Raw genomic sequence first — 23388 nt, forward strand, 5'->3', positions numbered from 1 at the left:
CCTGTGGGAGCGGGTTTACCCGCGAAGAGGCCAGTGCAGGCAAAACACGCCAGATGAATTTTTCTTAAATCGCCGTTTGGCTATTCTTTGGCACAATCAAGTCTCCATTAGATGCCCGGGAACCAGCATGCCTCGCGTACTGACCATCGAAGACGACGCCGTCACCGGCCAGGAAATCGTCGCCGAACTTACCAGCCACGGCCTTGAGGTGGATTGGGCCGACAATGGCCGTGAAGGCCTGGCCAAGGCCATTGCCGGCGGCTACGACCTGATCACCCTGGACCGCATGCTGCCCGAGGTCGATGGCCTGACCATCGTCACCACGCTGCGCAACCTCAAGATTGCCACGCCGATCCTGATGATCAGCGCCCTCTCCGACGTCGACGAGCGGGTGCGCGGCCTGCGTGCCGGGGGTGACGACTACCTGACCAAACCGTTCGCCTCCGACGAGATGGCCGCGCGGGTCGAAGTGCTGCTGCGCCGCAACAGCGTGCCCATGACCCAGACCCGTCTGCAGGTCGCCGACCTGCAACTGGACCTGATCAGCCACGAAGCCCGCCGTGGCGAACAGACCCTCAACCTGCTGCCCACCGAATACAAGCTGCTGGAGTACCTGATGCGCCATAGCGGCCAGGTGATCACGCGGATGATGATTTTCGAGGAAGTCTGGGGCTACCACTTCGACCCGGGCACCAACCTGATCGACGTACACATCGGTCGCCTGCGCAAGAAAATCGACTCGCCCGGCCAGTCGCCGCTGATCCGTACGGTACGGGGCTCCGGCTATGCCATTGCTGAACCCGTCTAAGGGCTGGAGCTCCTCGACCAGCCGCCTGCTGGCGCTGTACAGCTTTCTGTTCGTGGCCTGGAGCAGCATCCTCATGGGGGTGCTGTACTTCGAGGTGTCCAGCTACCTGAACAAACTCACCCGCCATTCGATGCTGCAGCGCCAGCACCTGTTCGCGCACATGAGCGGCAAACAGCTGGACGACGCCCTGGTCGCCAGCCAGGCCTTCGAGGAGCGCAGCTTCGACGCCTACGGCCTGTTCGACAACCAGCTCAACCCGATCGGCGGGCGCATTCGCGCCATCCCGCCAGAGCTGGGGCTGGACGGCAAGGTTCACGAACTCAAGCGCTGCCTGGACGCCGACGACCCGCACATGCCGCGTGACAGCTGCGACGCGGTGGCGATCAAGGTGCAAGATGGCCGCTGGCTGGTGCTGGTGCGCGACAACGGCTCGCTGTTCGTGGTCACCCGGATCATCCTGCATGCCCTGCTTTGGGGGATCTCGCTGACCCTGATCCCGGGCTTTGCCGGTTGGTACCTGCTGAGGCGCCGCCCGCTCAAGCGCATCCGCGCGATCCAGGCCCAGGCCGAACTGATCGTCGCCGGTGACCTTACCCACCGCCTGCCGCTGTCGGCCCGGCGCGACGAGCTGGACATGCTGGCAGCCATCGTCAACGCCATGCTCGACCGCATCGAGCGGCTGATGCACGAGGTCAAGGGCGTGTGTGACAACATCGCCCACGACCTGCGCACCCCGCTCACGCGCCTGCGCGCCCAGCTGTACCGCATTCGCCAGCAAAGTGACGCTGACTCCACCCAGGCCGAGGCACTGGACCAGGCCATCAGCGAAACCGACACCCTGATGGCGCGTTTTCGCGGGTTGTTGCGCATCAGCGAACTGGAAGACCGCCAGCGGCGGGCCGGTTTCGTCCAGCTTGACCCGCGCGAGTTGCTGGTCGAGCTGCACGACTTCTACTTGCCGTTGGCAGAAGATGGCGGCATCCGCCTGGAACTGCAGCAGCCAACCGAACTGCCGGCATTGCATGGTGACCGCGAACTGCTGTTCGAAGCACTGGCCAACCTGGTGGGCAACGGCATCAAGTTCACGCCCGAGGGTGGGCTGGTGCGGATAACGGCGACGCAGGACGACAACGGCCTGCACCTGGCCATCGAGGACAGCGGGCCGGGTATTCCGGAAGAGGAACGGGCGGCAGTGCTGAAGCGCTTCTACCGTAGCGATGAAGGCCACCGCCATGCGGGGTTCGGGCTGGGGTTGTCGATCGTTGCGGCGATCGTCGATCTGCATGGGTTCGGGCTGGAGGTGGGGGAAAGCGAGCTGGGTGGGGCCAGGTTGGTGTTGCACTGCCCGCTTGCGGGCCTGGTCAAGTAAAGGCCGGGGGCCGCCATGCGGCCCATTCGCAGCACAAGGCTGCTCCTACAAGGATACGCGTTCCCTTTGTAGGAGCAGCCTTGTGCTGCGAATGGGCTGCAAAGCAGCCCCAACTGCACCGATCAGTCGGCCAGACGCCAGGTAGTCCCACCCTTGCTGTCTTCCAGCACCACACCCATGGCGGTCAGCTGGTCGCGAATGCGGTCGGACTCGGCCCAGTTCTTGTCCGCGCGCGCCTGCAGGCGAGCCTGGATCAAGCTTTCAACTTCGGCCGCATCAACCTTGCCTTCGGCCCCTGCACGCAGGAAGTCATCGGCTTCCAGCTGCAGCACACCCAGCACGTCACCCAGCTCGCGCAGGCGACCGGCCAGGCCGGCAGCAGCCTCCACGTCGCTTTCGCGCAGGCGGTTGATCTCGCGTACCAGGTCGAACAGCACGGCGCAGGCTTCGGGGGTGCCGAAGTCGTCGTTCATGGCCACGCTGAAGCGCTCGACAAACTCTTCGCCACCCTTGGCCGCCACCCGTGGCAAGCCGCGCAAGGCGTGGTAGAAGCGCTCCAGCGCGCCCTTGGCATCGCGCAGGCTGTCTTCCGAGTAGTTGATCGCGCTGCGGTAGTGGCTGGCCACCAGCAGGTAGCGCACCACTTCCGGGTGATACTTCTCGAGCACGTCGCGAATGGTGAAGAAGTTGTTCAACGACTTGGACATCTTCTCGCCATTGATACGAATCATGCCGCAGTGCATCCAGGCGTTTGCGTACTGCTTGCCGGTGGCCGCCTCGCTCTGGGCGATCTCGTTCTCGTGGTGCGGGAACTCCAGGTCGCTGCCGCCGCCGTGGATGTCGAAGCTTTCACCCAGGCAGCAGGTGGACATCACCGAGCACTCGATGTGCCAGCCCGGACGCCCCGGGCCCCATGGCGACTCCCAGCTCGGCTCCCCCGGCTTGACGCCCTTCCACAGCACGAAGTCCAGCGGGTCCTGCTTGGCTTCGTCGACCTCGATACGGGCACCGATGCGCAGGTCTTCGATCTTCTTGCGCGACAGCTTGCCGTAGCCGACGAACTTGCCGACGCGGTAGTACACGTCACCATTGCCCGGGGCATAGGCATAACCCTTGTCGATCAGGGTCTGGATCATCGCGTGCATGCCGGCGATATGGTCGGTGGCACGCGGCTCCTGGTCCGGCGGCAGGATGTTCAGGCGGCGCTCGTCTTCGTGCATCGCGTCGATCATGCGGGCGGTCAGGGCATCGAAGCTTTCGCCGTTCTCGTTGGCCCGGTTGATGATCTTGTCATCGATGTCGGTGATGTTGCGCACGTAGGTCAGCTCGTAGCCGCTCTTGCGCAGCCAGCGGGTGACCAGGTCGAAGGCCACCATGCTGCGGCCATGGCCCAGGTGGCAGTAGTCGTACACGGTCATGCCGCACACGTACATGCGCACCTTGTTGCCATCCAGCGGCTTGAAGGTTTCCTTCGTTTTGCTCAGCGTGTTGTAGATGGTAAGCACGGCGGTTCCTCAGCTGCCCCAGGAGTCACGCAGGGTGACAGTGCGGTTGAACACCGGGCGGCCCGGCTGGCTGTCCTTCAGGTCGGCGCAGAAGTAGCCTTCGCGTTCGAACTGGAAACGGTCCTCGGGCTGCGCCTGGGCCAGCGACGGCTCGGCGCGGCAGCCGCTGAGCACCTGCAGCGAGCCTGGGTTGATGTTGTCCAGGAAGCTGCCGCCCTCCTCGGTCTTTTCCGGGTTCGGCGAGCGGAACAGGCGGTCGTACAGGCGCACTTCGCACTCGACGCTGCCCTCGGCCGGCACCCAGTGGATCACGCCCTTGACCTTGCGGCCTTCCGGGTTCTTGCCCAGGGTGTCCGGGTCGTACGAGCAGCGCAGCTCGACGATGTTGCCGTCGGCATCCTTGATCGCCTCGTCGGCGCGAATCACGTAGCTGCCGCGCAGGCGCACTTCACCGGCCGGTTCCAGGCGCTTGTAGCCCTTCGGCGGCTCTTCCATGAAGTCGTCACGGTCGATGTACAGCTCGCGGGCGAACGGCAGCACGCGCACGCCCATGTCTTCCTTGGGGTGGCGCGGCAGTTCGAGCTGCTCGACCTGGCCTTCCGGATAGTTGGTGATGACCACTTTCAGCGGGCGCAGCACGCACATGGCGCGCGGTGCGGTGCGGTCCAGGTCGTCACGGATGCTGAACTCGAGCATCGACATGTCGACCACGCCGTCGGAACGGTTGGTGCCGATCATTTCGCAGAAGTTGCGGATCGAAGCCGGGGTGTAGCCACGGCGACGGAAGCCGGACAGGGTCGACATGCGTGGGTCGTCCCAGCCTTCGACGTGCTTTTCGTCGACCAGCTGCTTGAGCTTGCGCTTGGACGTGATGGTGTAGTTCAGGTTCAGGCGGCTGAACTCGTACTGGCGCGGGTGCGCCGGCACCGGCAGGTTGTCGAGGAACCAGTCGTACAGCGGACGATGGCCTTCGAACTCCAGGGTGCAGATCGAATGGGTGATGCCCTCGATGGCGTCCGACTGGCCGTGGGTGAAGTCGTAGTTCGGGTAGATGCACCACTTGTCACCGGTCTGGTGGTGGTGGGCATGGCGGATACGGTACAGGATCGGGTCGCGCAGGTTCATGTTCGGCGAGGCCATGTCGATCTTGGCCCGCAGCACGCGCTCGCCATCCTTGAACTCGCCGGCCTTCATGCGCGCGAACAGGTCGAGGTTCTCGTCAACGCTGCGCTCGCGGAACGGGCTGTTCTTGCCCGGCTCCTTGAGGTTGCCACGGTATTCCTTGGCCTGCTCGGGGGTAAGGTCGCAGACGTAGGCCTTGCCACGCTTGATCAGCTCGACCGCCCAGTCGTGCAACTGGTCGAAGTAGTCGGAGGCGTAGCGCACATCGCCGGCCCAGTCGAAGCCCAGCCACTTGACATCACTCTGGATGGCGTCGATGTACTCCTGGTCTTCCTTGGCCGGGTTGGTATCGTCGAAACGCAGGTGGCAGACGCCCCCGAATTCCTTGGCCAGGCCGAAGTTGACGCAGATCGACTTGGCGTGACCGATGTGCAGGTAGCCATTGGGCTCCGGCGGGAAACGGGTGACGATGCTGCTGTGCTTGCCCGAGTCCAGGTCGGCCTGGATGATCGGCCGCAGGAAATTCGCAGGGACAGCGGGGGCGCCTTTGGCAGCGGCGTTGGGCGCGTTGTCGGCAGTGGGCTTGCTCATAGGATCCTTGAATGCACGTGTCCGGCCTGGGTAGGCCGATTGAATCAAAGGGCCTATCATAGCCGAAGCAGTCAAGCTGCTGACAGTCGGGCCCGGACAAACTGGCGTGATTTATCACGGCTTTTTGCCGCAGCCTGGCAAAATGGCCAGTGCGCGCCATGTGTCGCGATCGCCTGATCCTGCGTCAGGTGATGACCCGCGCCCTGCGCACCCTAATTCCGATTGCCTTGAAAGAGCGAGTTTCAGCATGTCCAAAGTCAAACTGAGCACCAACCACGGCGACATCGTCCTGCAACTGGACGCCGAGAAAGCGCCGCTGACTACCGAAAACTTCGTTCAGTACGTCAAGGACGGCCACTACAATGGCACCGTGTTCCACCGCGTGATCAAGGGTTTCATGATCCAGGGCGGCGGCTTCGAGCCTGGCATGAGCCAGAAGAAGACCCGCGCCAGCATCCAGAACGAAGCCGACAACGGCCTGAAGAACAAGAAGTACAGCATCGCCATGGCCCGTACCATGGAGCCGCACTCCGCCTCGGCGCAGTTCTTCATCAACTCGTCCGACAACGACTTCCTCAACCACAGCGGCAAGAACGTTCAGGGCTGGGGCTACGCGGTATTCGGCGAAGTGATCGAAGGCCGTGAAATCGTCGACGCCATCGAAAAGGTCGCCACCGGTTCCAAGGCTGGCCACCAGGACGTGCCGAAGGACGACGTGATCATCGAGAAAGCCGAGATCGTTGAGTGATCCTGCTGATCTCCGATCTGCACTTGCAAGAAGAACGCCCGGACATTACCCGGGCGTTTCTTGATCTGCTCGATGGCCGTGCCCGCCACGCCAAGGCGTTGTACATCCTTGGCGACTTTTTCGAAGCCTGGATCGGCGACGATGCCATGACGCCCTTCCAGCAGTCGGTCTGCCAGGCCATGCGTCGGCTGAGCGACAGCGGCACGGCCATCTACCTGATGCATGGCAACCGTGATTTCCTGATCGGCCAAGCCTTCTGCGACGCTGCGGGCTGCACGTTGCTGCACGACCCCAGCGTGATCGAGCTGGGTGGCGAGCAGGTGCTGCTGATGCATGGCGATACCTTGTGCACCCGCGACCTGGCCTACATGAAAATGCGCCGTTTGCTGCGCAACCCGCTGAGCCTGTGGGTGTTGCGGCACCTGCCGCTGTCGGCCCGCTACAAGCTGGCACGCAAGCTACGCAGCGAAAGCCGCTCGCAAACGCGGATGAAGTCCACCGAGATCGTCGATGTCACGCCAGAGGAAGTGCCGAAGGTAATGGCAGCGCATGGTGTACGTACCTTGGTGCATGGGCATACCCATCGGCCGGCGATACACAAGCTGGTGGTCGATGGGCAACCGGCACGGCGTATCGTGCTGGGCGACTGGGACCGCCGTGGCTGGGCCTTGCAGGTTGACGAGCAAGGCTTTCAGCTGGCGCCGTTCGAGTTTTCCTGACCGACCAAGGCGCCTTCTTCGCGGGTAAACCCGCTCCCACAGGTATCGTGCCGCTTGCAGCCCTGGTGCAGTACCTGTGGGAGCGGGTTTACCCGCGAAGAGGCAGGCACAGGCTAACGCCTCAAGGCCTGCTGACCACCGCCCCCTTGTCCCCCTCACTGATCACCACTTCCCGGTACTCCGGGTCAGCCTTGATCTGCGCCTCGGTAAACGGAATCACCGCCAGTTGCCCGGCTGCAAACGCCTTGGCCTGGTCACTGGCATGCACCGAAGCCGCTTCACTGGACTGGGAAAACGCCAGCAACCCACGGGCCTCTGGCCCCTGGTCGGTAAAACTGACCAGTTGCAGGTAGCTGGTACCACTGACCACCAACCGCTTACCCTGCCCATGCGGCACACTGTAGATCGCGTTGTACACGCCCAACGCCTGCGGGCCACCCGGCACCGGCGTGCCATCGCTCGCCTGTTGCACCTGCCCCCAACGCACCTCCCCTGCCATACCGCTGTCACGCACCTGCTCGAGCGACGCCAATGCGGCCTGATGCAACAGCTTGCGCACGGCCGCCTGCTCGACTGCCAACCCGCGCGGGGTGTGCTGCGGATCAGCAGGGTCAAAGGCCACCCGCCAGCTTTGCGGGTGCTCGGCCAGGGCATCGTACAGGTTCTGGAAATGTATCAGCCCAATGCCACTGTCCAGGTCAGCCCTGCCATTCCAGGCCGCCAGGCTGCTGCATACGGCCCGCACATCCGCGTCGGCGCCCTTGCACCACTGCAGCAGGTCAGGCAGTAGCAGGCTGGCCAGGTAGACCTCGTCATCGGTCACCATGCGCTGCAGGTCGTCAGCGCCCAGGCGGGCCGTACCCTGCAGGCGTTGCAGGGCAAAGCGGCCACGCATGCCCAGCGGCTGGTCACTGCGGCTGACCAGCGGCGAATAACCGGTCAGCGGCTGCGCCGGGTTGGCCATCCAGGCCGGGTCGTTGGAGTTCTGCACGAAATCTTCGCGTTCCAGGCTCGGCAGAAGCCGCGCAGGGAAAATCCCCGGCTGTGCGGCCTGCGCATCGACCTTCCACTGGCACGCGCTGCGGGAGCCATCCAGTACTACCAGGCGCCCTTGTGCCTGCGGGTTGCTGCACGTGCTCAGCAGTTGCTGATCCACATAAGGCACCACTGACTGGTTCAGGTACAGGGCCTTGCCAGCCTGGTCCACCGACAGTGTGTTGACCCAGGGGATGCCCTGCAGCTGTTCGATCGAGCCTTTCAACGCCACCAGGCTGTCGGCATGGTTGATCTGGTACCACTGCTGCAACACCCGGGTGTTCTCAAGGTTGGCGTCGCGCAGGCTGTAGGCAGCATGTGCATCCCAGTCCAGGCGCCCCGGCCATTGCACCACCGGGCCGAATTGCGAGCTGTAGACCTGGCGCTGCACCTGGCTCAGGCTGCCATCCTCGGCCTTTACCGCAACACTGACGGTTTGCCGGGCCAGCGGCAGCGACTTGCCATCGAGCAGGTAGCGGGTCGGGTCCTTGGGGTCGAGTTGCAGGCGGTACAGGGTGAAGTGATTCGACGTATCGACGGTGTGCGTCCAGGCCAGATGCTGGTTGAAGCCGATGTTGACCACCGGCAGGCCCGGCAATGCCGCCCCCATCACATCGAGCTGGCCGGGAATGGTCAGTTGCATCTGATAGAAACGCATGCCGCCCATCCACGGGAAGTGCGGGTTGGCCAGCAACAGACCACGGCCATTGGCCGAACGCCGGGCCCCGACAGCCACCGCATTGCTACCGCGCTCCGTGGCAAAACGCTGTTGCCTGGCCAGCGCCGCGGCAAACCCTGCCGGCGCCGGCTGGCTGGCCTGCGTTGGCGGTTGCGCCCCGGCCAGCGCTTCGACGAACTGCCCGACACCGCCTTCGGCGAGCAGCCGACGGGTCAGCCTGACCAGGTCCTCGCTGCTTATCGGCCGCAGCCACTCGCCGGTGCCACATTCGGCGGGCAACCCCTGGCTGCGGCGCTCGGCCAGCGCCCGGTTGAACCCGCTGGCATAGCCTGCCAGCAGCGCCCGTACAGGCGCCGGCTGCGCCTGCAAGAACGCATCGACTGCCGCCGGAGTGTTGAGCCACGTGAAGAACACGTCGCTGGCCAGATTGTCACGCTGCTCAAGGGTCTTGCCCTTGGCACCGAAGTAGCGTGAGCGCTCGCCACTCACGGTCAGCACTTCATTGGCCAGCAGGCACAAGTTGTCCTGGGCGTAGGCGTAGCCGATGCCATAACCCAGGCCGCGCTCGTCCTTGGCCACGATGTGCGGCACACCGTAAGTGGTTCGGCGAATCTGCGCACTGGCATCGGCTGCGGCGGACTGCACCGGCACTGCGCCAACGCTGAAGGCTACCAGTGCGGCGGCCAGGCCAGCGCAAGTCATGGGACGGGAAAGTGGAAACACAGGCACTCCTCGGCTTCGGGGATCATCCCGATCAGACGAATGGCCAAATGAAAATTTTACGTATTACAAGGCAATGGAACGTCTTGAACAGAACCAGATTTTTTTTGCGAGTGGGCTGCAGTTTTTTCGTTCTCATTCGTCCTAGTAAATGAGGCACCCAAATTTCGGGTTCGTCCACGAAAAGGAGCATTCACATGTACAACCCGCAACCCTCGATCCAGGCTGGGCGCGTCCCAGGCAAAGCGCCCAGGGAACAGGACGTTTTTGCTGACGAACGCATCGGCAACGAACAGATCCGCGAGCTGTTGCGCAGTTTCGGCCTGCGTACCAGCCTGATCCGCCTCAAGGTCATCGATGCCTTGCACGCCGCCGACCGCAATGGCCGCAGCATTGGCGTGCGCGGCGTGCACGCGCAGCTGGAACAGCTGGATATCCCGCTGTCGTTCCTCAGCGTGCGCGAAGTGCTCAAGCGGCTGTGCAGCGAGGGCGTCATCCAGCTGGGCAGCGACAAATGCTACAGCCTCGACCCCCAGGCGCGCGCCGTGCTGGAACGAACGCCTTTGCGCTGAGCGCATGGCCGGCCATACCTGGCCGGCCCGCCAAAGTCAGGGTTTGACCTTGCGCCGCAGGATGCCGTTGATCACCACGACCACCACGGCGATGGCGATGGCCAGCATCTGGAAGGTCTGCTCACTGATCGTGCCCTGCTTCTGCAGGTGGGACAGGCCCAGCATCAGGCCCAGTACCACCAGGATGATCAGAAGGGAATATTTGAGGCGCTGCACGTGTGTCATCGAAGGTTCCTTGCAACATCAGGGGCAAATGGCTCGCAACGAGCCGCAGCAATGATACAACGGCCACCGGCCCCGGCGCTGCATTTCCTGCTGGGTGGGGCGGCGCCTGCCTGAAAGCATGGGGCTCCCAAGCACCCATGCCGGAGGCACCATGTACAAACCCCTTCTGTTCGCGTCGCTATTGCTGACCCCCTTTTCCCTTCATGCGCTGGACACCCGCCAGACCTCGGCCGAGCAACTGCTCGAACTGGGCCGCGAACTGGCTGCCCACGCCGGCGCCAGCCAATGGCAACAACTGTGGCAGCGCGTGCGCCAGGCCGGTTACCTGCAGGCAAAAGGTGCGTCGGTGCATTTCACTGCCCCCCAGGCGCAACTGCCAGAGTTGGCCCGGCAAACCCTGGCCCAGGCCGACCGGGTACAAGCGCAACAGCAGACCCAGGCACTGTATCGCCGCAGCTTTGCCGACCAGGTCATCGGCCAGCGTGACGGGCAGCCGCTGCATGCCCTGTGCCTGCTGGTCGATTGGCGCACGCTGCCACAAGGCATGCGCGACTCCCCTCAGGCCTACCTGCGCAGCGCCAGCTTGTTGAGCAGCTATCCGTGTGATTGATGGTTATCACACCCATCGCGCAACACAAGAAGTGAGGTGATGGGAAATCACCCGCTACAGCCAGATGTTGAAGCCATGTCCTACAACGCCGGATATCGCTGCCTGCAAAACCTGTTCACGGAAGCTACAACCCCCAACCCATATGCCGCCTAGCGACATGCCTCGGCTGTCACAGAAAATCCAGTCACACCTTCGACATAACGCCGCTGGTGATCGGGTAGCACAGCCCATCCGTCCCGAAGGAGCGCCATATGCAAACGCCAGACTTGAGCCACATCGATATCAGCCAACTGCCCCACTCGCTGCAGGCCCTGATCGACTGCATCGGCATCGACAACGCCTACCAGCTGACCTGCGCCTACGGCGGCAGGCCCAAGTACATCCCCAAGCACCGCGAGCGCACCAAGCTTGCCGACGTACTGCCGGCCGAAGCGCTCGACGCGCTGATCAAGCGCTTTGCCGGTGTCGCCCTGGAAATCCCCAAGGCTGACCATTTCATGCGCCAGTTGCGCAACCTGCAGATCCAGAAGGAAAGCGCCAGCGGCCTGTCGCGCAGCCTGCTCGCCGACAAGTACGGCCTGAGCCTACGCCAGATTGGCAACATCCGCCGGCAGGCGTAGTTTTTCAACTTGAACAAAAATTTTTTCACAAAAAAATAAAATGAAGTCTCACTTACCGCCCCTACTACCAAGGATCTAACCGATGTTACTAACTCTCATCCTAGTACATAAAGGGATGGCGCTCAGCGCTCAGCGAGTTCATAGTATTGAGGTATTCATGCGCACCTCGGAGCGTCTCCATGAATGGTAAAATCATTTACGGAATCGCCGATCAGCTTTCGGCTCACTGCTGGACCACTCCTCATCACGCCTTCTTGACTAGGTGTAACTGGATCGTCCAAAAAGCTACCGGGGTATTGGGAAGCCATGAGGCTGCCGAACGGTGGCTAACCCATCCCGCTTTGGGACTTGGACACCAAGCGCCTTGCACGATCCTGGGCACCAGCGAGGGCTATACTGAAGTTTATAATTATCTTTGCCGAATTGAGTACTGCATTTACACATAAAACCTACAGATTAACAATAAGGCTGCCATACCAATATCAATTACCTTTGGGCATCAAAATCCATGTCAGCGGCCTTTCCTCTAAGAAACCGCCCCTCAGGACGGCTTCTGGCTGCACATCACTGACGTGAAGAAGAGCTCATCGGGTAAGCCAGCCCTCCACCTCATCTGCCCCGTACTCTGCTTTCCATTCCTTAAGCAGCTTGTGATTGCCCCCTTTGGTCTCGATGATCTCGCCGTTATGCGGGTTTTTGTACTGCTTAACCTTGCGTGCCCGGCGCGGGGCTCTCTCATCGACCGATGAAGCTACAGCACGACGACTGGCTTGTGGATCCAAGATGTTGATCACATCGCGCAGGCTGCAGCCATACTCGGCGAGCAGATCACGAAGCTTGGTCTCGAATGCAATTTCTCTCTGAAGCTCAGAGGAGCTTTTCATTTCTTCCAGCTCAGCTAACTGAGCGGCCAATTTCTGTTCAAGCTGACGAAATTCTGCCAAGCGGGACATAAGTACTTCCTCGTTACCAAATGATATTGATGGATTACATTTAACACATCTGGAAGGATTCCACTTAAATTTTCTTTATAGCCCGATGAATTCCGCCACTACGGCGATTAGGTCAACCAACCTACCGGCCATGGGGTTACCCATACCGTAGCTACGACAAGAGTCCAGCGCGACACATGATGGCTTGGCATACGCCCTATGTTCGCGCTGATCATTTCATGTCTGGCCAACTGATCTGAGCGTCATGGTCATGAAGCACACATTCATTGGACTAATCGGGACAGGCGAGCCGCTGATACGGCAAGCTCTGGAGTCCATTCCTAAAGCCCATGAAGCTGACCCTTCTGGTTTGCCCGCGGATGAGGTGCTGCGTCTTAAACTGTTGACGGATTCGCTTTACCAAGCTGTCATTGATAGTCAGCTTGTCAAAGCTGGCGAGCCACTGCCGATCATTCACTAGGGTGTTTCCATTAAATGACGCAAAAATCACCATTTCTTTATCCTGATCACCCTATGTATACCCAGGCAACGGACGCATTAAAGCGATATCACGAAGCTCAAGCTTCTGGCTGCCCTACCGAAGAAATCGAACGTCTCCTTCAAATTGCGGAAGCAGAGTTCCAAGCTGTAAACGAATATCAACTCAGGGCTCTGGACTGCCATTTCCGCAAGAGCCATTGAGGGGCCCAGCAAGCACGCTTTTCGAGGGTATATCCGTCACCTGAGCGCATCACTAAATGAGCAGTGCGCCACCGAGCGAACACTGACCTGCCCCGGTTCCGCCCCTACCCCTTCAGCGATGGAGAACTGCGCTTTTATACTCAGCCCCACCAACTCATCAGCTTTCGAAGAGGGCTTTTAGTTCTGACAATTAAATCTTATCCGAGCTAATCGTCATTAAACTTAATTAACAATACGGTATACGTGTCAAATAATACAATATATTAAGGATTGCCGTCTCAGTTCCACTGGCGGTGGATGCAGTGGCGCCTCGGTCGAGGCGTCTTCGCCGGGCACGGCGGCTAATACCGTGCGCAGTTACCAGAGCGCCCTCGCCTATTGGTCGGCCTGGCTTCAACTGCGCATCACCGGGCGCTCGGCGACGGCCCCTACCGTAGAGGTCGCAATGCAGTTCATCGTCGCTCACTTGGCCCACAAAGCTGGTAGGTAAAAAGCACGAGCCTCGCCACCCACTGACATCGCGCGCGTCGGCTGTGCTGTGGCAAACTGCCGGCTCTATTGGTTGTCCGATGAAATCGCCTCCCTATGCCTGAAGCACATCCCCGCCCTGCTCCCAACGCCAAGGCCAATGAATGCGAATCCGAACCGATTGCCCGTCGTGGGCGCCCGGTTGGCGATCGCGACGCCAAAAGGTCCGAGTTGCTGGCGGCGGCGATCGCGGTGATCGCGCAAGAAGGCTATGCCGGTGCCACCATGCGCAAGGTGGCGCAGCACGCCGGGTGCACCACAGGCGCGGTGACCTACTACTTCGCCAACAAGGAAGAAATGGTCAGTGCCGTTGCGCAGACCCTGTTCGACAAGGTCGACGCACTGCTGGACATCCACCTCGATCAGGTCGACATCAAGTCGCTCATTGAGCAGTGGCACCAATGGATCAGCCTTGACGAGCCAGGCAACTGGCTTGCATGGCTGCAACTGCTCACCCATGCCCGGCACCAGCCCGCGTTCGCCAGCGTCATCAAGCAGCGCTATACCAACTTCCGCGAGGTGGCCACTTCGGTGCTGGAGGCCGGCCAGCGCCAGGGCCAGGTCCGTGAAGATGTGCCGGCCGATGTGTTGGCCGATCACATTGCCGCGTTCAGTGATGGCTGGCTCATGATGCTGCCTTTCGAATCCGAGCCTGTCAGCGCAGAGCGCGGGAAGGCCTTGATTGACGCCTTCATTGTCATGATTTCTCCCCCTAAAACCGCCAAGTCCTAAGTCGCCTCCCGGTAAACCCGGCGCCTTCCCAGGAAGGCGTCACCCCACCAAACCGCTCGGTCTTCGCCGCCTTCCGTCGTCGCGCAACCGTCGCCCCGCGCCTTGCCGACCCAACCCAAGCACCAGGCCCCGATAGCGCCTGCCCTGCTTTTTTTGCAGGCTCTGGCGCCATTGCGTCTTGCATGTAAGCAAAACTCCTGTATTTTACAAAACACTTGATATAACAAATAAAACACAACCAAGTGGCAGGAGCGAAAATGGGCTTTAGCACCAAGACGCTGTCGCGATCCGAGCAGGCATGCCAGAACTGCCGGCTCCTTATTCCACAAAGACGCAGGTTGTCTGAAATGGACGACCTCACCTTCCCCCACCTCTCCCAACCTGGCCTCGGCCTGACCCTCCGCGCAAGCGGGTGGCCAATTCGCAACGGGGCACGGAGGGGCGCCATGATCACGTAACGCCAACTTCCGAAGGACAGCCCTTTGTCCGACGCGTAGCGATAGCAGGCCCTGCCAACAGCGCACCGGCTTTTGCGGCCCTGCTTGCCTGCGATTTGCCCTTCGTTCCGACGAGGCCCGCACAGCCCATGTTCAAAAAAATCTCGCTCACCTTGAAACTCTTCCTGCCACCCGCCATCGCCCTGTTCGGTCTGTTGCTGTTCGTGGGCTACACCGCGGTGCAACTGGACGACAACGACAGCCGATTGGTATCGCTCGAAAAGCAGCGCTACCCAACGCTGGAAGCTGCCGACAACGTGATCTTCCAGTTTTCCCGCCTGCCCGGCCTGCTCAACAGCGCCGTGGCAGCGGGCGAGCGGGACACCTTGGATGAAGCGAGCGACGTGCTGGCCGACGTCCATGCGCGGCTGCGCGACCTGGAACCGCTGACCGCTGAACGGGCCGACCGACACCGGGAGCTTCAAGCCTGGTCAGCGGCGATCAAGCGCTACGCCGATAACGCGCTCGCCTCCTCCGGCCAACTGCTCGACGGGGCCGCGTTCGATGATTTGCGCCCCCATTTCGACCGCATGGCCAGCGACCTCAAGAACGCCCAGGCGCTGGGCGAACAGTTTCGCAGCCACGCCTACGCCGACTTCCTGAGCAGCTTGACCCAGGTCCGCGCCGACAACGCCACCACCACGCATGTCGGCTACCTGCTCAGCTTTTGCCTGCTGCTGTTGGTCAGCGCCAGCGCGGCCTGGGTGATTCGTCAGGTCATGGGCAATGTCCGCGGCGTCATCGCGTCGCTCAGGACCATTGCCAGCGGCGATGGCGACCTGACCCGCCGCGTGCATGTCGACTCCTCGGACGAAATCGGCGAAATGATCGGCCTGTTCAACGGCTTGCTGGACAGCCTGCAAGGCACCCTGCGCCAGGTCATCGAAACCGCCGCGCCCCTGGAGCAGATGTCCCGCGAGCTGCACCGGCTCACCCAGGGCGCGGAGGACAGCGCGCGCTCGCAGCAGGAGCGCACCGAGTCCATCAGCAGTGACATCGACACCATGACCAACAGCATTCAAGAAGTGGCACAGCGCTCCGGACAGGCCTCCGAGCAAGCCAGCGCCGCGGCGCGCCAGGCGAACGAAGCCAGGCACAACATCGACATACTGTCCTCCAGCATCGGCGACCTGGGCAACAGCGTGCTCGGCTCGGTGCAGGCCATGGAACAACTGGAAGCAGAAACCCAGCATGTCGGCGCGGTGCTGACGGTGATCCGGAGCATCGCCGAACAGACCAACCTGCTCGCCCTGAACGCCGCCATCGAGGCGGCACGGGCCGGTGAGCAAGGGCGAGGCTTCGCCGTGGTCGCCGACGAAGTGCGCAACCTGGCCCAGAAAACCGCCGCTTCCATCGCGCAGATCCAAGACATCATCCAGCGCCTGCAAAGCAGCGCCAGCGGCGTCTTGCACGCAATGAACCTGAACGGCGAGAAGGCCAGGACAAGCATCGAGCGCTCAGAACATGCCACGCAGACCCTGGAGGCGATTACCAAGACCGTTCGCCAGATCGATGAGTTGAACGCCGGCATCGCCCGTTTCACCAACGAGCAGATCGGCCTTTCCCGTTCGATCCAGCAAGACACCGAGAAGCTGCAACAGGATACCCAGGCCACCACGCAAGGTGCCGACGCCACCGCACGGCTCGGTGAGCAATTGGTCGGTATGGGCAACCACCTTCGCAGCGCCACCGCTCAGTTCCGCATTTGACCCTTACCCACCACAAGAGCAGTTGAAGCATGCAAGGCATTAGAGCACTCGGTATCGCAGGCCTTATCGCGACCACCCCGGCAATGGCCCTGGACCAGGGAGACTATCGATTCAACGGCTTCGGCACTGCCGGCCTCACCCACCTGGGAGGCGAGGGTCAAGGACGGAGCTTCGGCATCAGCGGGCAGACCACGGACGCCTGGCGCGGTGACCAGCTCTCCCGGCTGGGCGGCCAACTCCAATATGGGCTCACCGACAAGCTGGGGATGACCGTGCAGGGCACCCTCAAGCCGGAACAGGACACCTGGAAAGGCAACCTGGAATGGGCCTACCTCTCCTGGAAGGCGACCGAAGGCCTGACATTGCGCGCAGGCCGGCTGCGCCTGCCGATCTACATGTACTCCGAAACCCTCGACGTCGGCGTCACCCACCCTTGGTTGCGGCTGCCGGATGAGGTCTACAGCCAGGTCCAACTGAGCAACTACGAAGGCGCCGATGCCCTCTACACCCTGCCCACCGGCATCGGCTCCGTGACGCTCCAGGTGGCAGGCGGCCAAGCCGCCAAGCGCAACCTGTTCGCCATGGATGACCTGTACGACATCGACTACAAGAAAATCTTCGCGGCGAATGTCAGCCTGGAAACCTACGACTTCGGCACGCTGCGCGTCGGGTATGCCGAAGCAGACATCGACACGGACCTCAGTGCGTCGGTGGTCGCCCCTGGGGGAGCGCCCACGCGTGTCGACTTCCTGAGCCTGAACCGCAAGAAAGGCCGCTTCGCATCCATCGGTTACCAGTACGACAATGGCACCTGGGTCTCTTCGAACGAGTGGACCAGCAACAACACCGAAGGTGACCAGCAAGGCAGCATCGATGCCTTCTACCTCATGGGCGGGCGCCGTTTTGGCGACGTGCTGCTCCACCTCACTTACGCTCAGCTCGACGAAGACGCTGGCCGCCAGAGCTCCTGGACCTACGGCGTGAACTACAACCTGGCGCCGAACCTGGTGCTCAAGGGCGAGTACAAGCGGGTGGACACGCGCGGCAACGGCTACCGCGGCACCTTCGTGCAGAACGCCCAAGAGACCTTCGACCAGGCAGTCTTCGCGGCTAGCAACGGTGCCGCCGGCACTCCTTCGCGCAACTACGACGGCGATATCGTCAGCGTCGGCGTCGATTTCGTCTTCTAAGGAGCGCCACATGAAACCACTCATCACCGCAGTGTTCGCCGCAGCCCTGGCCACGGCCTGCACCCTGGCCCGCGCCGAAGTGGCCGTGATCGTGAATGCCAGCGCCAGCGCCGCACCGTCCCAGGCCGAGGTGGCCAACATATTCCTGGGCAAGAACACCAGCCTCAAGGGCCTCGACCAGAAAGGCTGGAACCCCACCAAGGAAAGGTTCTACAGCGCGCTGACCAACAAGAACGAATCTCAGCTCAAGTCGTACTGGTCAGGCCTGGTGTTCACGGGCAAGGGGCAACCACTGCAGAGCGTGGATGATGACGCCGCAGTGATTGCCAAAGTGGGCAGCGAGTCGAATGCCATCGGCTATGTCGACACCTCGGCCGTCAATGACAAGGTCAAAGTGCTCTTCACCCTGCCCTGAGCTTCGCCGCCTCCCTCGACCTGGAACGCCGAGGGAGGCGGTGCCTTGGTGCCCGCAAGCAAGGACCCGCACGGCTGCGACCTGCAAGCCTTGGTTGAGCCATTATTTACTCAAATGGGTGCCCTATGAGCCGTTTTCCTTCACAATGCCTGCACGATATGCAGTGTGGAATCTTCTGATGCACCTCCCTACCGATGAGCGCTTGCTCAAAGCGCTGGCCGACGCGATCGTCGTCCACCCCCGAGCCACCTTGAAGGAGCTGGCCGAGGCGGCGGGCGTGAGCAAAGCGACCCTGCACCGTTTCTGCGGCACCCGTGACAACCTGGTGAACATGCTGGAACGCTATGGCGACCAGATCCTCTCCCAGGTCATCGGCAACGCTGACTTGCACGGCGGCGACCCGACCGCAGCCCTGCATCGTCTCATCGTCGAGCACCTCAAGCATCGCGAGATGATGATCTTCCTGCTCTTCCAGTACCGCCCGGACTCGTTCGACGACAGCGAAGCGAACCGTCCGTGGCGGGCCTATGCCGACGCCCTGGATGCCTTCTTCCTGCGCGGCCAGAAGGCGGGAGCTTTCCGTATCGATATCAGCGCGGCGATCTTCACCGAAATGTTCCTGAGCATGGTGTACGGCATCGTCGATGCCGAACGACGCGGGCGGGCGGCCAGCGCGACGTCCGTGCAGACGCTGGAACTGATGTTCCTCGACGGCGCTGCGGCACCCGCCCGCTGACCTGACTGCGCACGCAAAAAAAAAGCCCCAGGGCATCGATCCCTAGGGCGAAGTGGCTGGACATGCCAACCAAAGGAGGCCGTTTCAGCCCTTGCCCGACCACCCACCACCGAGTGCGCGGAACAGGTCGACCAACGCCAGTTGCCGCTGGGTACTGGCTTCGATGAAGGCCGCTTCGTTCACGTTGCTGTTGCGCTGGGCGTCCAGGTAGCGCAAATGGTTGTCCACTCCCCCCTCGTAACGTGCCTTGGCCAGCGCCAGGGTCGCACGACTGGTATCGACCAGGGCCCTTCGCGCAGCCTGCTCACGGCGCAGGGTGTCGGTGGCGGCCAGCGCATCGGCCACTTCGCGGAAGGCCACCTGGATCGCGCCTTCATAGGCGGCCACAGCCGAGTCCTTGCGTGCCTCGGCCAGGCTGAGCCCGGCCCGGTTGCGCCCGGCGTCGAACAACGGCAGCGACAATTGCGGCATGAAGGTCCAGCTACGCGAGCCTCCGTCGAACAGCCCGGACATCTGCGCACTGGCGGTCCCAAAGCTGCCGGTCAGGCTGATACGCGGGAAAAACGCTGCCCGCGCCGCGCCAATATCGGCGTTGCGCGCCCGCAGCCGATGCTCGGCGGCGAGGATGTCCGGGCGACGTTCGATCAGCGCCGACGGCGCGCCCGGGGCGATGTCCTGCAGGACCATCGGCGCCTCGTCGCGCTCGGCCGGGATCGCCTTCGCCGCGTCCGCGCTGCCCAGCAGCAGCACCAGGGCGTTGTAGGCCTGGCGCTGCTCGCGCACGATGCCTTCCAGCTCGGCCCGCGACTGCTCGACCAGCCCCAGCGCCTCCTGGTGATCCAGCGCCGTGGCCGTGCCGGCGGTGCGCCGCTGGCCGACCAGGGCCAGCGAATCCTCGCGGCTGGCCAGGGTCTGGCGGGTCAGCGCCAGGCGCCGCTCGGCGCCGTCCAGGGTCAGGTAGGCCTGGCTCACCTCGGAGATCAGGGCGATGCGCGCGGCACGCGCGACTTCCTCGGTGGCCAGGTACTGTTCCAGTGCCGCATCGCTCAGGCTTTTGACACGGCCGAACAGGTCCACTTCGTATTCCGGCAGCGACAACCCCACCTGATAGGTGCTGCTGACCCCTTCGCGGCCATCGCTCGACAAGTCGGTCGGCAAGTGCTGGCGGTTGCCGGAAGCCCCGGCATTCAAGCCCGGGACCCGGTCGGCACGCTGGATGCGGTACTGCGCGCGGGCCTGCTCGATATCCAGCAGGGTCTGGCGCAGCGAGCGGTTGTTGTCCAGCGCGGTCCCCACCAGCTGGCGCAGGGACGGGTCGACGATGAACGCCTGCCAGTCCAGTTGCTCCACCGCCCGGCCGCGATGGCCGGCGGCATCGCCCCACGCGGTCGCCACCGGCGCCTCGGGGCGCTGGTAGGTCGGTGCCAGGGAGCAGCCGGCCAAAGTGACGGCCAGCGCGAACGGAATTGCAAGATTGCGCATGAGCATCACTGGGTTACCTCGACAGCGTGTTGCACGGGGGCCGGCTTGCGCTTGAGCAGCTTCAGCACGAATACGAAACAGATCGGCACGAACACCACGCCCAGCAAGGTGGCGCTGAGCATGCCGCCGATCACCCCGGTACCGATGGCGCGCTGACTGGCCGCACCGGCGCCGGTGGCGATGGCCAGCGGCACCACGCCGAGGATGAAGGCCATGGAGGTCATCACGATCGGGCGGAAACGCAGGCGCGCGGCCTCGATGGCGGCGTCGCTCAGGCTGTAGCCCTTCTCCCACAGTTCCTTGGCGAACTCGACGATCAGGATGGCGTTCTTCGCCGCCAGGCCAATGATGGTGATCAGGCCGACCTTGAAGTACACGTCGTTGGGCATGCCGGTGAGCGTCACCGCCCACACCGCACCCAGAGCACCGATCGGCACGATCAACATGACCGTCAGCGGGATCGCCCAGCTCTCGTACAGCGCCACCAGCAGCAGGAACACCACCAAGATGGCCAGGGCGAACAGGCTGGCCGCCTGGCCGCTGGACACCTTCTCCTGGTAGGAAAGGCCCGTCCAGGCGTAGCCGATACCCGGCGGCAGCTCGCTGACCAGGCGCTCCATCTCGGCCATCGCCTGGCCAGTACTATGCCCCGGCGAAGCGTCGCCGGCGATGCGGATGGACGGGTAGCCGTTGTAGCGCACCAGTTGCACCGGCCCCTCTTCCCACTGGGTGGTGACGAAGGCGCTGAACGGCACCTGCTCGCCGTTGGCATTCGGGGCATAGAGGCGCAGCACGCTTTCGGGGGTCATGCGTTCGCCTTGCTCAGCCTGCACCACCACGCGCTGCTGGCGCCCGGCATTGGTGAAGTCGTTGATCACCGCCGAACCGAAAGCCGTGGCCAAGGTGCTGTTGATGGCCTCGAAGCTCACCCCCAGTGTTCGGGCTTTTTCCCGGTCGATGTGCACACGCAACTGCGGCGCCTCGGCCAGGCCTTCCATCATCGCATAGAGAATCACCGGGTTGCTGTTGGCGCGGGCCAGCAGTTGGTCACGGGCGGCGAGCAGCGCTTCACGGCCAAGGCCACCACGGTCCATCAGACGCAGGGCGAAACCGCCGGAGTTGCCCAGGCCGTCGATGGGCGGCGGCATAACCGCGGTGATGGCACCATCACCGTTGGCGGCGAACTGCGCATTGATCGCTGCCGTTTCCGCCTCTGCCGATTGCGTCTTGTCACGCTGCGACCAGTCCTTGAAGGTGGGGAACGCCAGCGCGGCGTTGTCGCCCTGACCCGAGAAACTGAAGCCGCTGACGATGAACGAGTTGGCCACCGCCTCACGAGACATCAGGAATTTTTCCAGCGTCTCGGCGGTGTGGTCGGTGCGTACCCGGCTGGCGCCTGGCGGCAACTGTACGTCGACGACGCTGTAGCCCAGGTCTTCAGCTGGCACGAAGGCCTCCGGTAGACGCAGGTAGGAATAGCCCAGCACCACCAGGATGCCGACATACGCCAGCATCCAGCGCCCGGCACGCGCCACCAGCCCGTTATTGAGCAACGAATAGCGCTCGGTGATATGGGCGAAGCCACGGTTGAAGGCACCGAAGAAACCGCCCTTCTCATGATGGCCCTGAGGCACTGGCTTGAGCAGCGTGGCGCACAGCGCTGGGGTGAAGGTCAAGGCCAGGAAGCCGGAGAACAGGATCGAGACAGCCAGAGACACAGAGAACTGCTGGTAGATCACCCCCACCGAACCGGACATGAACGCCAAAGGCAGGAATACCGCCGCCAGTACCAGGGTGATACCAATAATGGCCCCGGAAACCTGCCCCATGGCCTTGATGGTCGCCTCCACCGGCGACAGGCCTTCCTCGGCCATCAAGCGCTCGACGTTCTCCACCACCACGATGGCGTCGTCCACCAAGATGCCGATGGCCAGCACCATGCCGAACATGGTCATCATATTCACCGAGAAGCCGAGCAGCTTCATGATCATCAGCGTCCCGAGCAGGCACACCGGTACCACGATCGAGGGCACCAGGGTGTAGCGGACGTTCTGCAGGAACAGGAACATCACCAGGAACACCAGCACCATGGCTTCGATCAAGGTGTGGATCACCTTCTCGATGGCCACGTCGACGAAGCGCGAGGTATCGTACGGCACCGAATACTCGACCCCTTCGGGGAAGAACTGCGACAGTTCGGCCAAGCGCTCCTTGACCAGCGTCGCGGTCTGAATGGCGTTGGCGCCCGGCGCCAGCTGCACCGCGCCGGCCACCGCCGGGTGGCCGTTCAGGCGTGCCGACAGGTTGTAGTTCTCGCTACCGATGGCCATGCGCGCGACATCACGCAGGCGTACGCTGGAGCCATCCGGGTTGGCGCGCAGGACGATGCCGGCGAAAGCCTCCGGCGTGTCGAGGGTGCCCTGCACCGCCAGGGTGGCGGTCAGTTCCTGCTCGCTGGCGCCCGGCGTGCTGCCGAAGCTGCCGGCCGGCACCTGGACGTTCTGGCCGCGAATCGCCGTGTTGATGTCGTCGATGGACAGGCCATAGCCCACCAGTTTCTGTGGGTCCACCCAGACCCGCATGGCCGCTTCCGAGGCGAAGAACTGCAGCTTGCCCACGCCAGGCACGCGCAGCAGTTCGTTGTTGATGTTACGCGCGGCATAGTCGGCCAAGGCCGTGGTATCGCCACGGTTGCCAGCCGTGCTGGTCAGGGCGTAGATCAGCAGGAAACCGGAACTGGCCTGCTCGACTTTCAGCCCTTGGGTCAGCACCGCCTGAGGCATGCGCGCCTCGGCCTGTTTCAAACGGTTCTGCACATCGACCTGCGCCATGTCCGGGTCGGTGCCTGGCTCGAAGGTCACCATCACTTCGGCCACGCCGTTGGAGTTGTTGGTGGACTCGTAGTACAGCAGGCCCTTGGCGCCATTGAGCGACTGTTCGATGATGCTGGTCACCGACTCCACCATGACCTTGGCCGAAGCGCCGGGGTAGGAGGCGGTGATGGAAATCTGCGGTGGCGCCACGTTGGGGTACTGGGCCACGGGCAAGGATGGAATCACCAGCAGGCCCGCCAGTGAAACGAACAACGCCACGACCCAGGCGAAGTTCGGGCGATGGATGAAGAATCTGGACATCTCACTTC

General features: G+C 62.6%; 19 protein-coding genes and 3 pseudogenes. 15 read left to right on the forward strand and 7 right to left on the reverse strand.

Translation table 11 applies throughout. The features are described 5' to 3' along the window. Positions 1-127 precede the first annotated feature (127 nt). On the forward strand, positions 128-808 hold the full coding sequence (locus M1D87_RS15130) for a response regulator transcription factor (protein WP_013972905.1): 681 nt from the start codon (positions 128-130) through the stop codon (positions 806-808). Continuing rightward, complete coding sequence (locus M1D87_RS15135; RefSeq protein ID WP_123085033.1) at positions 786-2177, forward strand: sensor histidine kinase; 1392 nt, start codon at positions 786-788, stop codon at positions 2175-2177. Before M1D87_RS15130 ends, M1D87_RS15135 begins: the two co-directional genes overlap by 23 nt. Before the next feature lie 122 nt (positions 2178-2299). Here the strand turns inward: M1D87_RS15135 and cysS are convergent, their stop codons facing one another. Continuing rightward, positions 2300-3682, reverse strand: a complete 1383-nt coding sequence (gene cysS / locus M1D87_RS15140) for a cysteine--tRNA ligase (protein WP_123085032.1) — start codon at positions 3680-3682, stop codon at positions 2300-2302. 9 nt (positions 3683-3691) lie between these two features. Continuing rightward, on the reverse strand, positions 3692-5395 hold the full coding sequence (locus M1D87_RS15145; protein ID WP_039614230.1) for a glutamine--tRNA ligase/YqeY domain fusion protein: 1704 nt from the start codon (positions 5393-5395) through the stop codon (positions 3692-3694). A gap of 247 nt (positions 5396-5642) precedes the next feature. Between M1D87_RS15145 and M1D87_RS15150 the strand changes: the two genes are divergently transcribed. Next, a complete protein-coding gene (locus M1D87_RS15150; RefSeq protein WP_003259195.1) occupies positions 5643-6143 on the forward strand; it encodes a peptidylprolyl isomerase in 501 nt (166 codons plus the stop codon). Beyond that, the gene (locus tag M1D87_RS15155) at positions 6140-6862 is read left to right on the forward strand and encodes a UDP-2,3-diacylglucosamine diphosphatase (protein WP_013972909.1); all 723 of its coding nucleotides are present in this window, start codon (positions 6140-6142) and stop codon (positions 6860-6862) included. The genes M1D87_RS15150 and M1D87_RS15155 overlap by 4 nt, the downstream gene beginning before the upstream one ends. A 121-nt stretch (positions 6863-6983) precedes the next feature. Here the strand turns inward: M1D87_RS15155 and pvdQ are convergent, their stop codons facing one another. After that, positions 6984-9299, reverse strand: coding sequence for a bifunctional acylase PvdQ (gene pvdQ, locus M1D87_RS15160; protein WP_123085031.1), 2316 nt, complete (start codon positions 9297-9299; stop codon positions 6984-6986). A 194-nt stretch (positions 9300-9493) separates the two neighbouring features. Here pvdQ and M1D87_RS15165 point away from each other — a divergent pair, with 194 nt between their 5' ends. Then, positions 9494-9868, forward strand: a complete 375-nt coding sequence (locus M1D87_RS15165; protein WP_023661040.1) for a fe2+ zn2+ uptake regulation protein — start codon at positions 9494-9496, stop codon at positions 9866-9868. A 36-nt stretch (positions 9869-9904) separates the two neighbouring features. On the opposite strand, the gene M1D87_RS15170 is transcribed toward M1D87_RS15165, so the two are convergent. Then, positions 9905-10093, reverse strand: a complete 189-nt coding sequence (locus M1D87_RS15170) for a hypothetical protein (protein ID WP_003248064.1) — start codon at positions 10091-10093, stop codon at positions 9905-9907. Positions 10094-10244: 151 nt separating this feature from the next. On the opposite strand from M1D87_RS15170, the gene M1D87_RS15175 reads away from it, so the two are divergent. The 3 genes from M1D87_RS15175 (at position 10245) to M1D87_RS15185 (ending at position 11769) form a co-directional block, all read left to right on the forward strand. Next, positions 10245-10703, forward strand: coding sequence for a hypothetical protein (locus tag M1D87_RS15175; protein WP_044047073.1), 459 nt, complete (start codon positions 10245-10247; stop codon positions 10701-10703). 251 nt (positions 10704-10954) lie between these two features. Then, positions 10955-11323 carry a Mor transcription activator family protein gene (locus M1D87_RS15180; protein ID WP_003259190.1) on the forward strand — a complete coding sequence of 123 codons (369 nt, stop codon included), beginning with the start codon at positions 10955-10957 and terminating at the stop codon, positions 11321-11323. Positions 11324-11502: 179 nt separating this feature from the next. After that, positions 11503-11769: an antitoxin Xre/MbcA/ParS toxin-binding domain-containing protein gene (locus tag M1D87_RS15185; protein WP_421091584.1), complete on the forward strand. Its 267-nt coding sequence runs from the start codon at positions 11503-11505 to the stop codon at positions 11767-11769. A 138-nt stretch (positions 11770-11907) separates the two neighbouring features. Here the strand turns inward: M1D87_RS15185 and M1D87_RS15190 are convergent, their stop codons facing one another. Then, positions 11908-12276: a histone-like nucleoid-structuring protein, MvaT/MvaU family gene (locus M1D87_RS15190; RefSeq protein WP_421091583.1), complete on the reverse strand. Its 369-nt coding sequence runs from the start codon at positions 12274-12276 to the stop codon at positions 11908-11910. A gap of 1012 nt (positions 12277-13288) precedes the next feature. Here M1D87_RS15190 and M1D87_RS15195 point away from each other — a divergent pair. The 7 genes and pseudogenes from M1D87_RS15195 to M1D87_RS15225 all read left to right on the forward strand — a co-directional run. After that, positions 13289-13429: pseudogene (locus M1D87_RS15195) on the forward strand (integrase); the annotation flags it as partial. Between the two features lie 113 nt (positions 13430-13542). Next, complete coding sequence (locus M1D87_RS15200) at positions 13543-14217, forward strand: TetR/AcrR family transcriptional regulator (RefSeq protein WP_015270431.1); 675 nt, start codon at positions 13543-13545, stop codon at positions 14215-14217. A gap of 1216 nt (positions 14218-15433) precedes the next feature. Then, positions 15434-15517: pseudogene (locus M1D87_RS15205) on the forward strand (hypothetical protein); the annotation flags it as partial. A 390-nt stretch (positions 15518-15907) separates the two neighbouring features. Then, positions 15908-16423: pseudogene (locus tag M1D87_RS15210) on the forward strand (methyl-accepting chemotaxis protein); the annotation flags it as partial. A 29-nt stretch (positions 16424-16452) separates the two neighbouring features. Further along, positions 16453-17613, forward strand: a complete 1161-nt coding sequence (locus tag M1D87_RS15215) for a porin (protein ID WP_080604876.1) — start codon at positions 16453-16455, stop codon at positions 17611-17613. Between the two features lie 10 nt (positions 17614-17623). Further along, positions 17624-18028, forward strand: coding sequence for a hypothetical protein (locus M1D87_RS15220; RefSeq protein WP_003259136.1), 405 nt, complete (start codon positions 17624-17626; stop codon positions 18026-18028). A gap of 178 nt (positions 18029-18206) precedes the next feature. After that, positions 18207-18764 carry a TetR/AcrR family transcriptional regulator gene (locus tag M1D87_RS15225; RefSeq protein ID WP_015270435.1) on the forward strand — a complete coding sequence of 186 codons (558 nt, stop codon included), beginning with the start codon at positions 18207-18209 and terminating at the stop codon, positions 18762-18764. A gap of 84 nt (positions 18765-18848) precedes the next feature. Here M1D87_RS15225 and M1D87_RS15230 read toward each other — a convergent pair whose 3' ends face one another. Together M1D87_RS15230 and M1D87_RS15235 are read right to left on the reverse strand one after the other, a co-directional pair. Continuing rightward, complete coding sequence (locus tag M1D87_RS15230) at positions 18849-20252, reverse strand: efflux transporter outer membrane subunit (protein WP_015270436.1); 1404 nt, start codon at positions 20250-20252, stop codon at positions 18849-18851. Beyond that, a complete protein-coding gene (locus tag M1D87_RS15235; RefSeq protein WP_015270437.1) occupies positions 20252-23380 on the reverse strand; it encodes an efflux RND transporter permease subunit in 3129 nt (1042 codons plus the stop codon). The genes M1D87_RS15230 and M1D87_RS15235 overlap by 1 nt, the downstream gene beginning before the upstream one ends. Positions 23381-23388 lie beyond the last annotated feature (8 nt).

The organism is Pseudomonas sp. SA233 (genome assembly GCF_054792385.1).

Excerpts from the sequence above, each read along its gene's own strand:
- M1D87_RS15130 (WP_013972905.1), top strand. The coding sequence starts at position 128 with ATGCCTCGCGTACTGACCATCGAAGACGACGCCGTCACCGGCCAGGAA.
- M1D87_RS15135 (WP_123085033.1), top strand. The coding sequence starts at position 786 with ATGCCATTGCTGAACCCGTCTAAGGGCTGGAGCTCCTCGACCAGCCGC.
- M1D87_RS15145 (WP_039614230.1), bottom strand. The coding sequence starts at position 5,395 with ATGAGCAAGCCCACTGCCGACAACGCGCCCAACGCCGCTGCCAAAGGC.
- M1D87_RS15150 (WP_003259195.1), top strand. The coding sequence starts at position 5,643 with ATGTCCAAAGTCAAACTGAGCACCAACCACGGCGACATCGTCCTGCAA.
- M1D87_RS15165 (WP_023661040.1), top strand. The coding sequence starts at position 9,494 with ATGTACAACCCGCAACCCTCGATCCAGGCTGGGCGCGTCCCAGGCAAA.
- M1D87_RS15170 (WP_003248064.1), bottom strand. The coding sequence starts at position 10,093 with ATGACACACGTGCAGCGCCTCAAATATTCCCTTCTGATCATCCTGGTG.
- M1D87_RS15175 (WP_044047073.1), top strand. The coding sequence starts at position 10,245 with ATGTACAAACCCCTTCTGTTCGCGTCGCTATTGCTGACCCCCTTTTCC.
- M1D87_RS15180 (WP_003259190.1), top strand. The coding sequence starts at position 10,955 with ATGCAAACGCCAGACTTGAGCCACATCGATATCAGCCAACTGCCCCAC.
- M1D87_RS15185 (WP_421091584.1), top strand. The coding sequence starts at position 11,503 with ATGAATGGTAAAATCATTTACGGAATCGCCGATCAGCTTTCGGCTCAC.
- M1D87_RS15190 (WP_421091583.1), bottom strand. The coding sequence starts at position 12,276 with ATGTCCCGCTTGGCAGAATTTCGTCAGCTTGAACAGAAATTGGCCGCT.
- M1D87_RS15200 (WP_015270431.1), top strand. The coding sequence starts at position 13,543 with ATGCCTGAAGCACATCCCCGCCCTGCTCCCAACGCCAAGGCCAATGAA.
- M1D87_RS15215 (WP_080604876.1), top strand. The coding sequence starts at position 16,453 with ATGCAAGGCATTAGAGCACTCGGTATCGCAGGCCTTATCGCGACCACC.
- M1D87_RS15220 (WP_003259136.1), top strand. The coding sequence starts at position 17,624 with ATGAAACCACTCATCACCGCAGTGTTCGCCGCAGCCCTGGCCACGGCC.
- M1D87_RS15225 (WP_015270435.1), top strand. The coding sequence starts at position 18,207 with ATGCACCTCCCTACCGATGAGCGCTTGCTCAAAGCGCTGGCCGACGCG.
- M1D87_RS15230 (WP_015270436.1), bottom strand. The coding sequence starts at position 20,252 with ATGCTCATGCGCAATCTTGCAATTCCGTTCGCGCTGGCCGTCACTTTG.
- M1D87_RS15235 (WP_015270437.1), bottom strand. The coding sequence starts at position 23,380 with ATGTCCAGATTCTTCATCCATCGCCCGAACTTCGCCTGGGTCGTGGCG.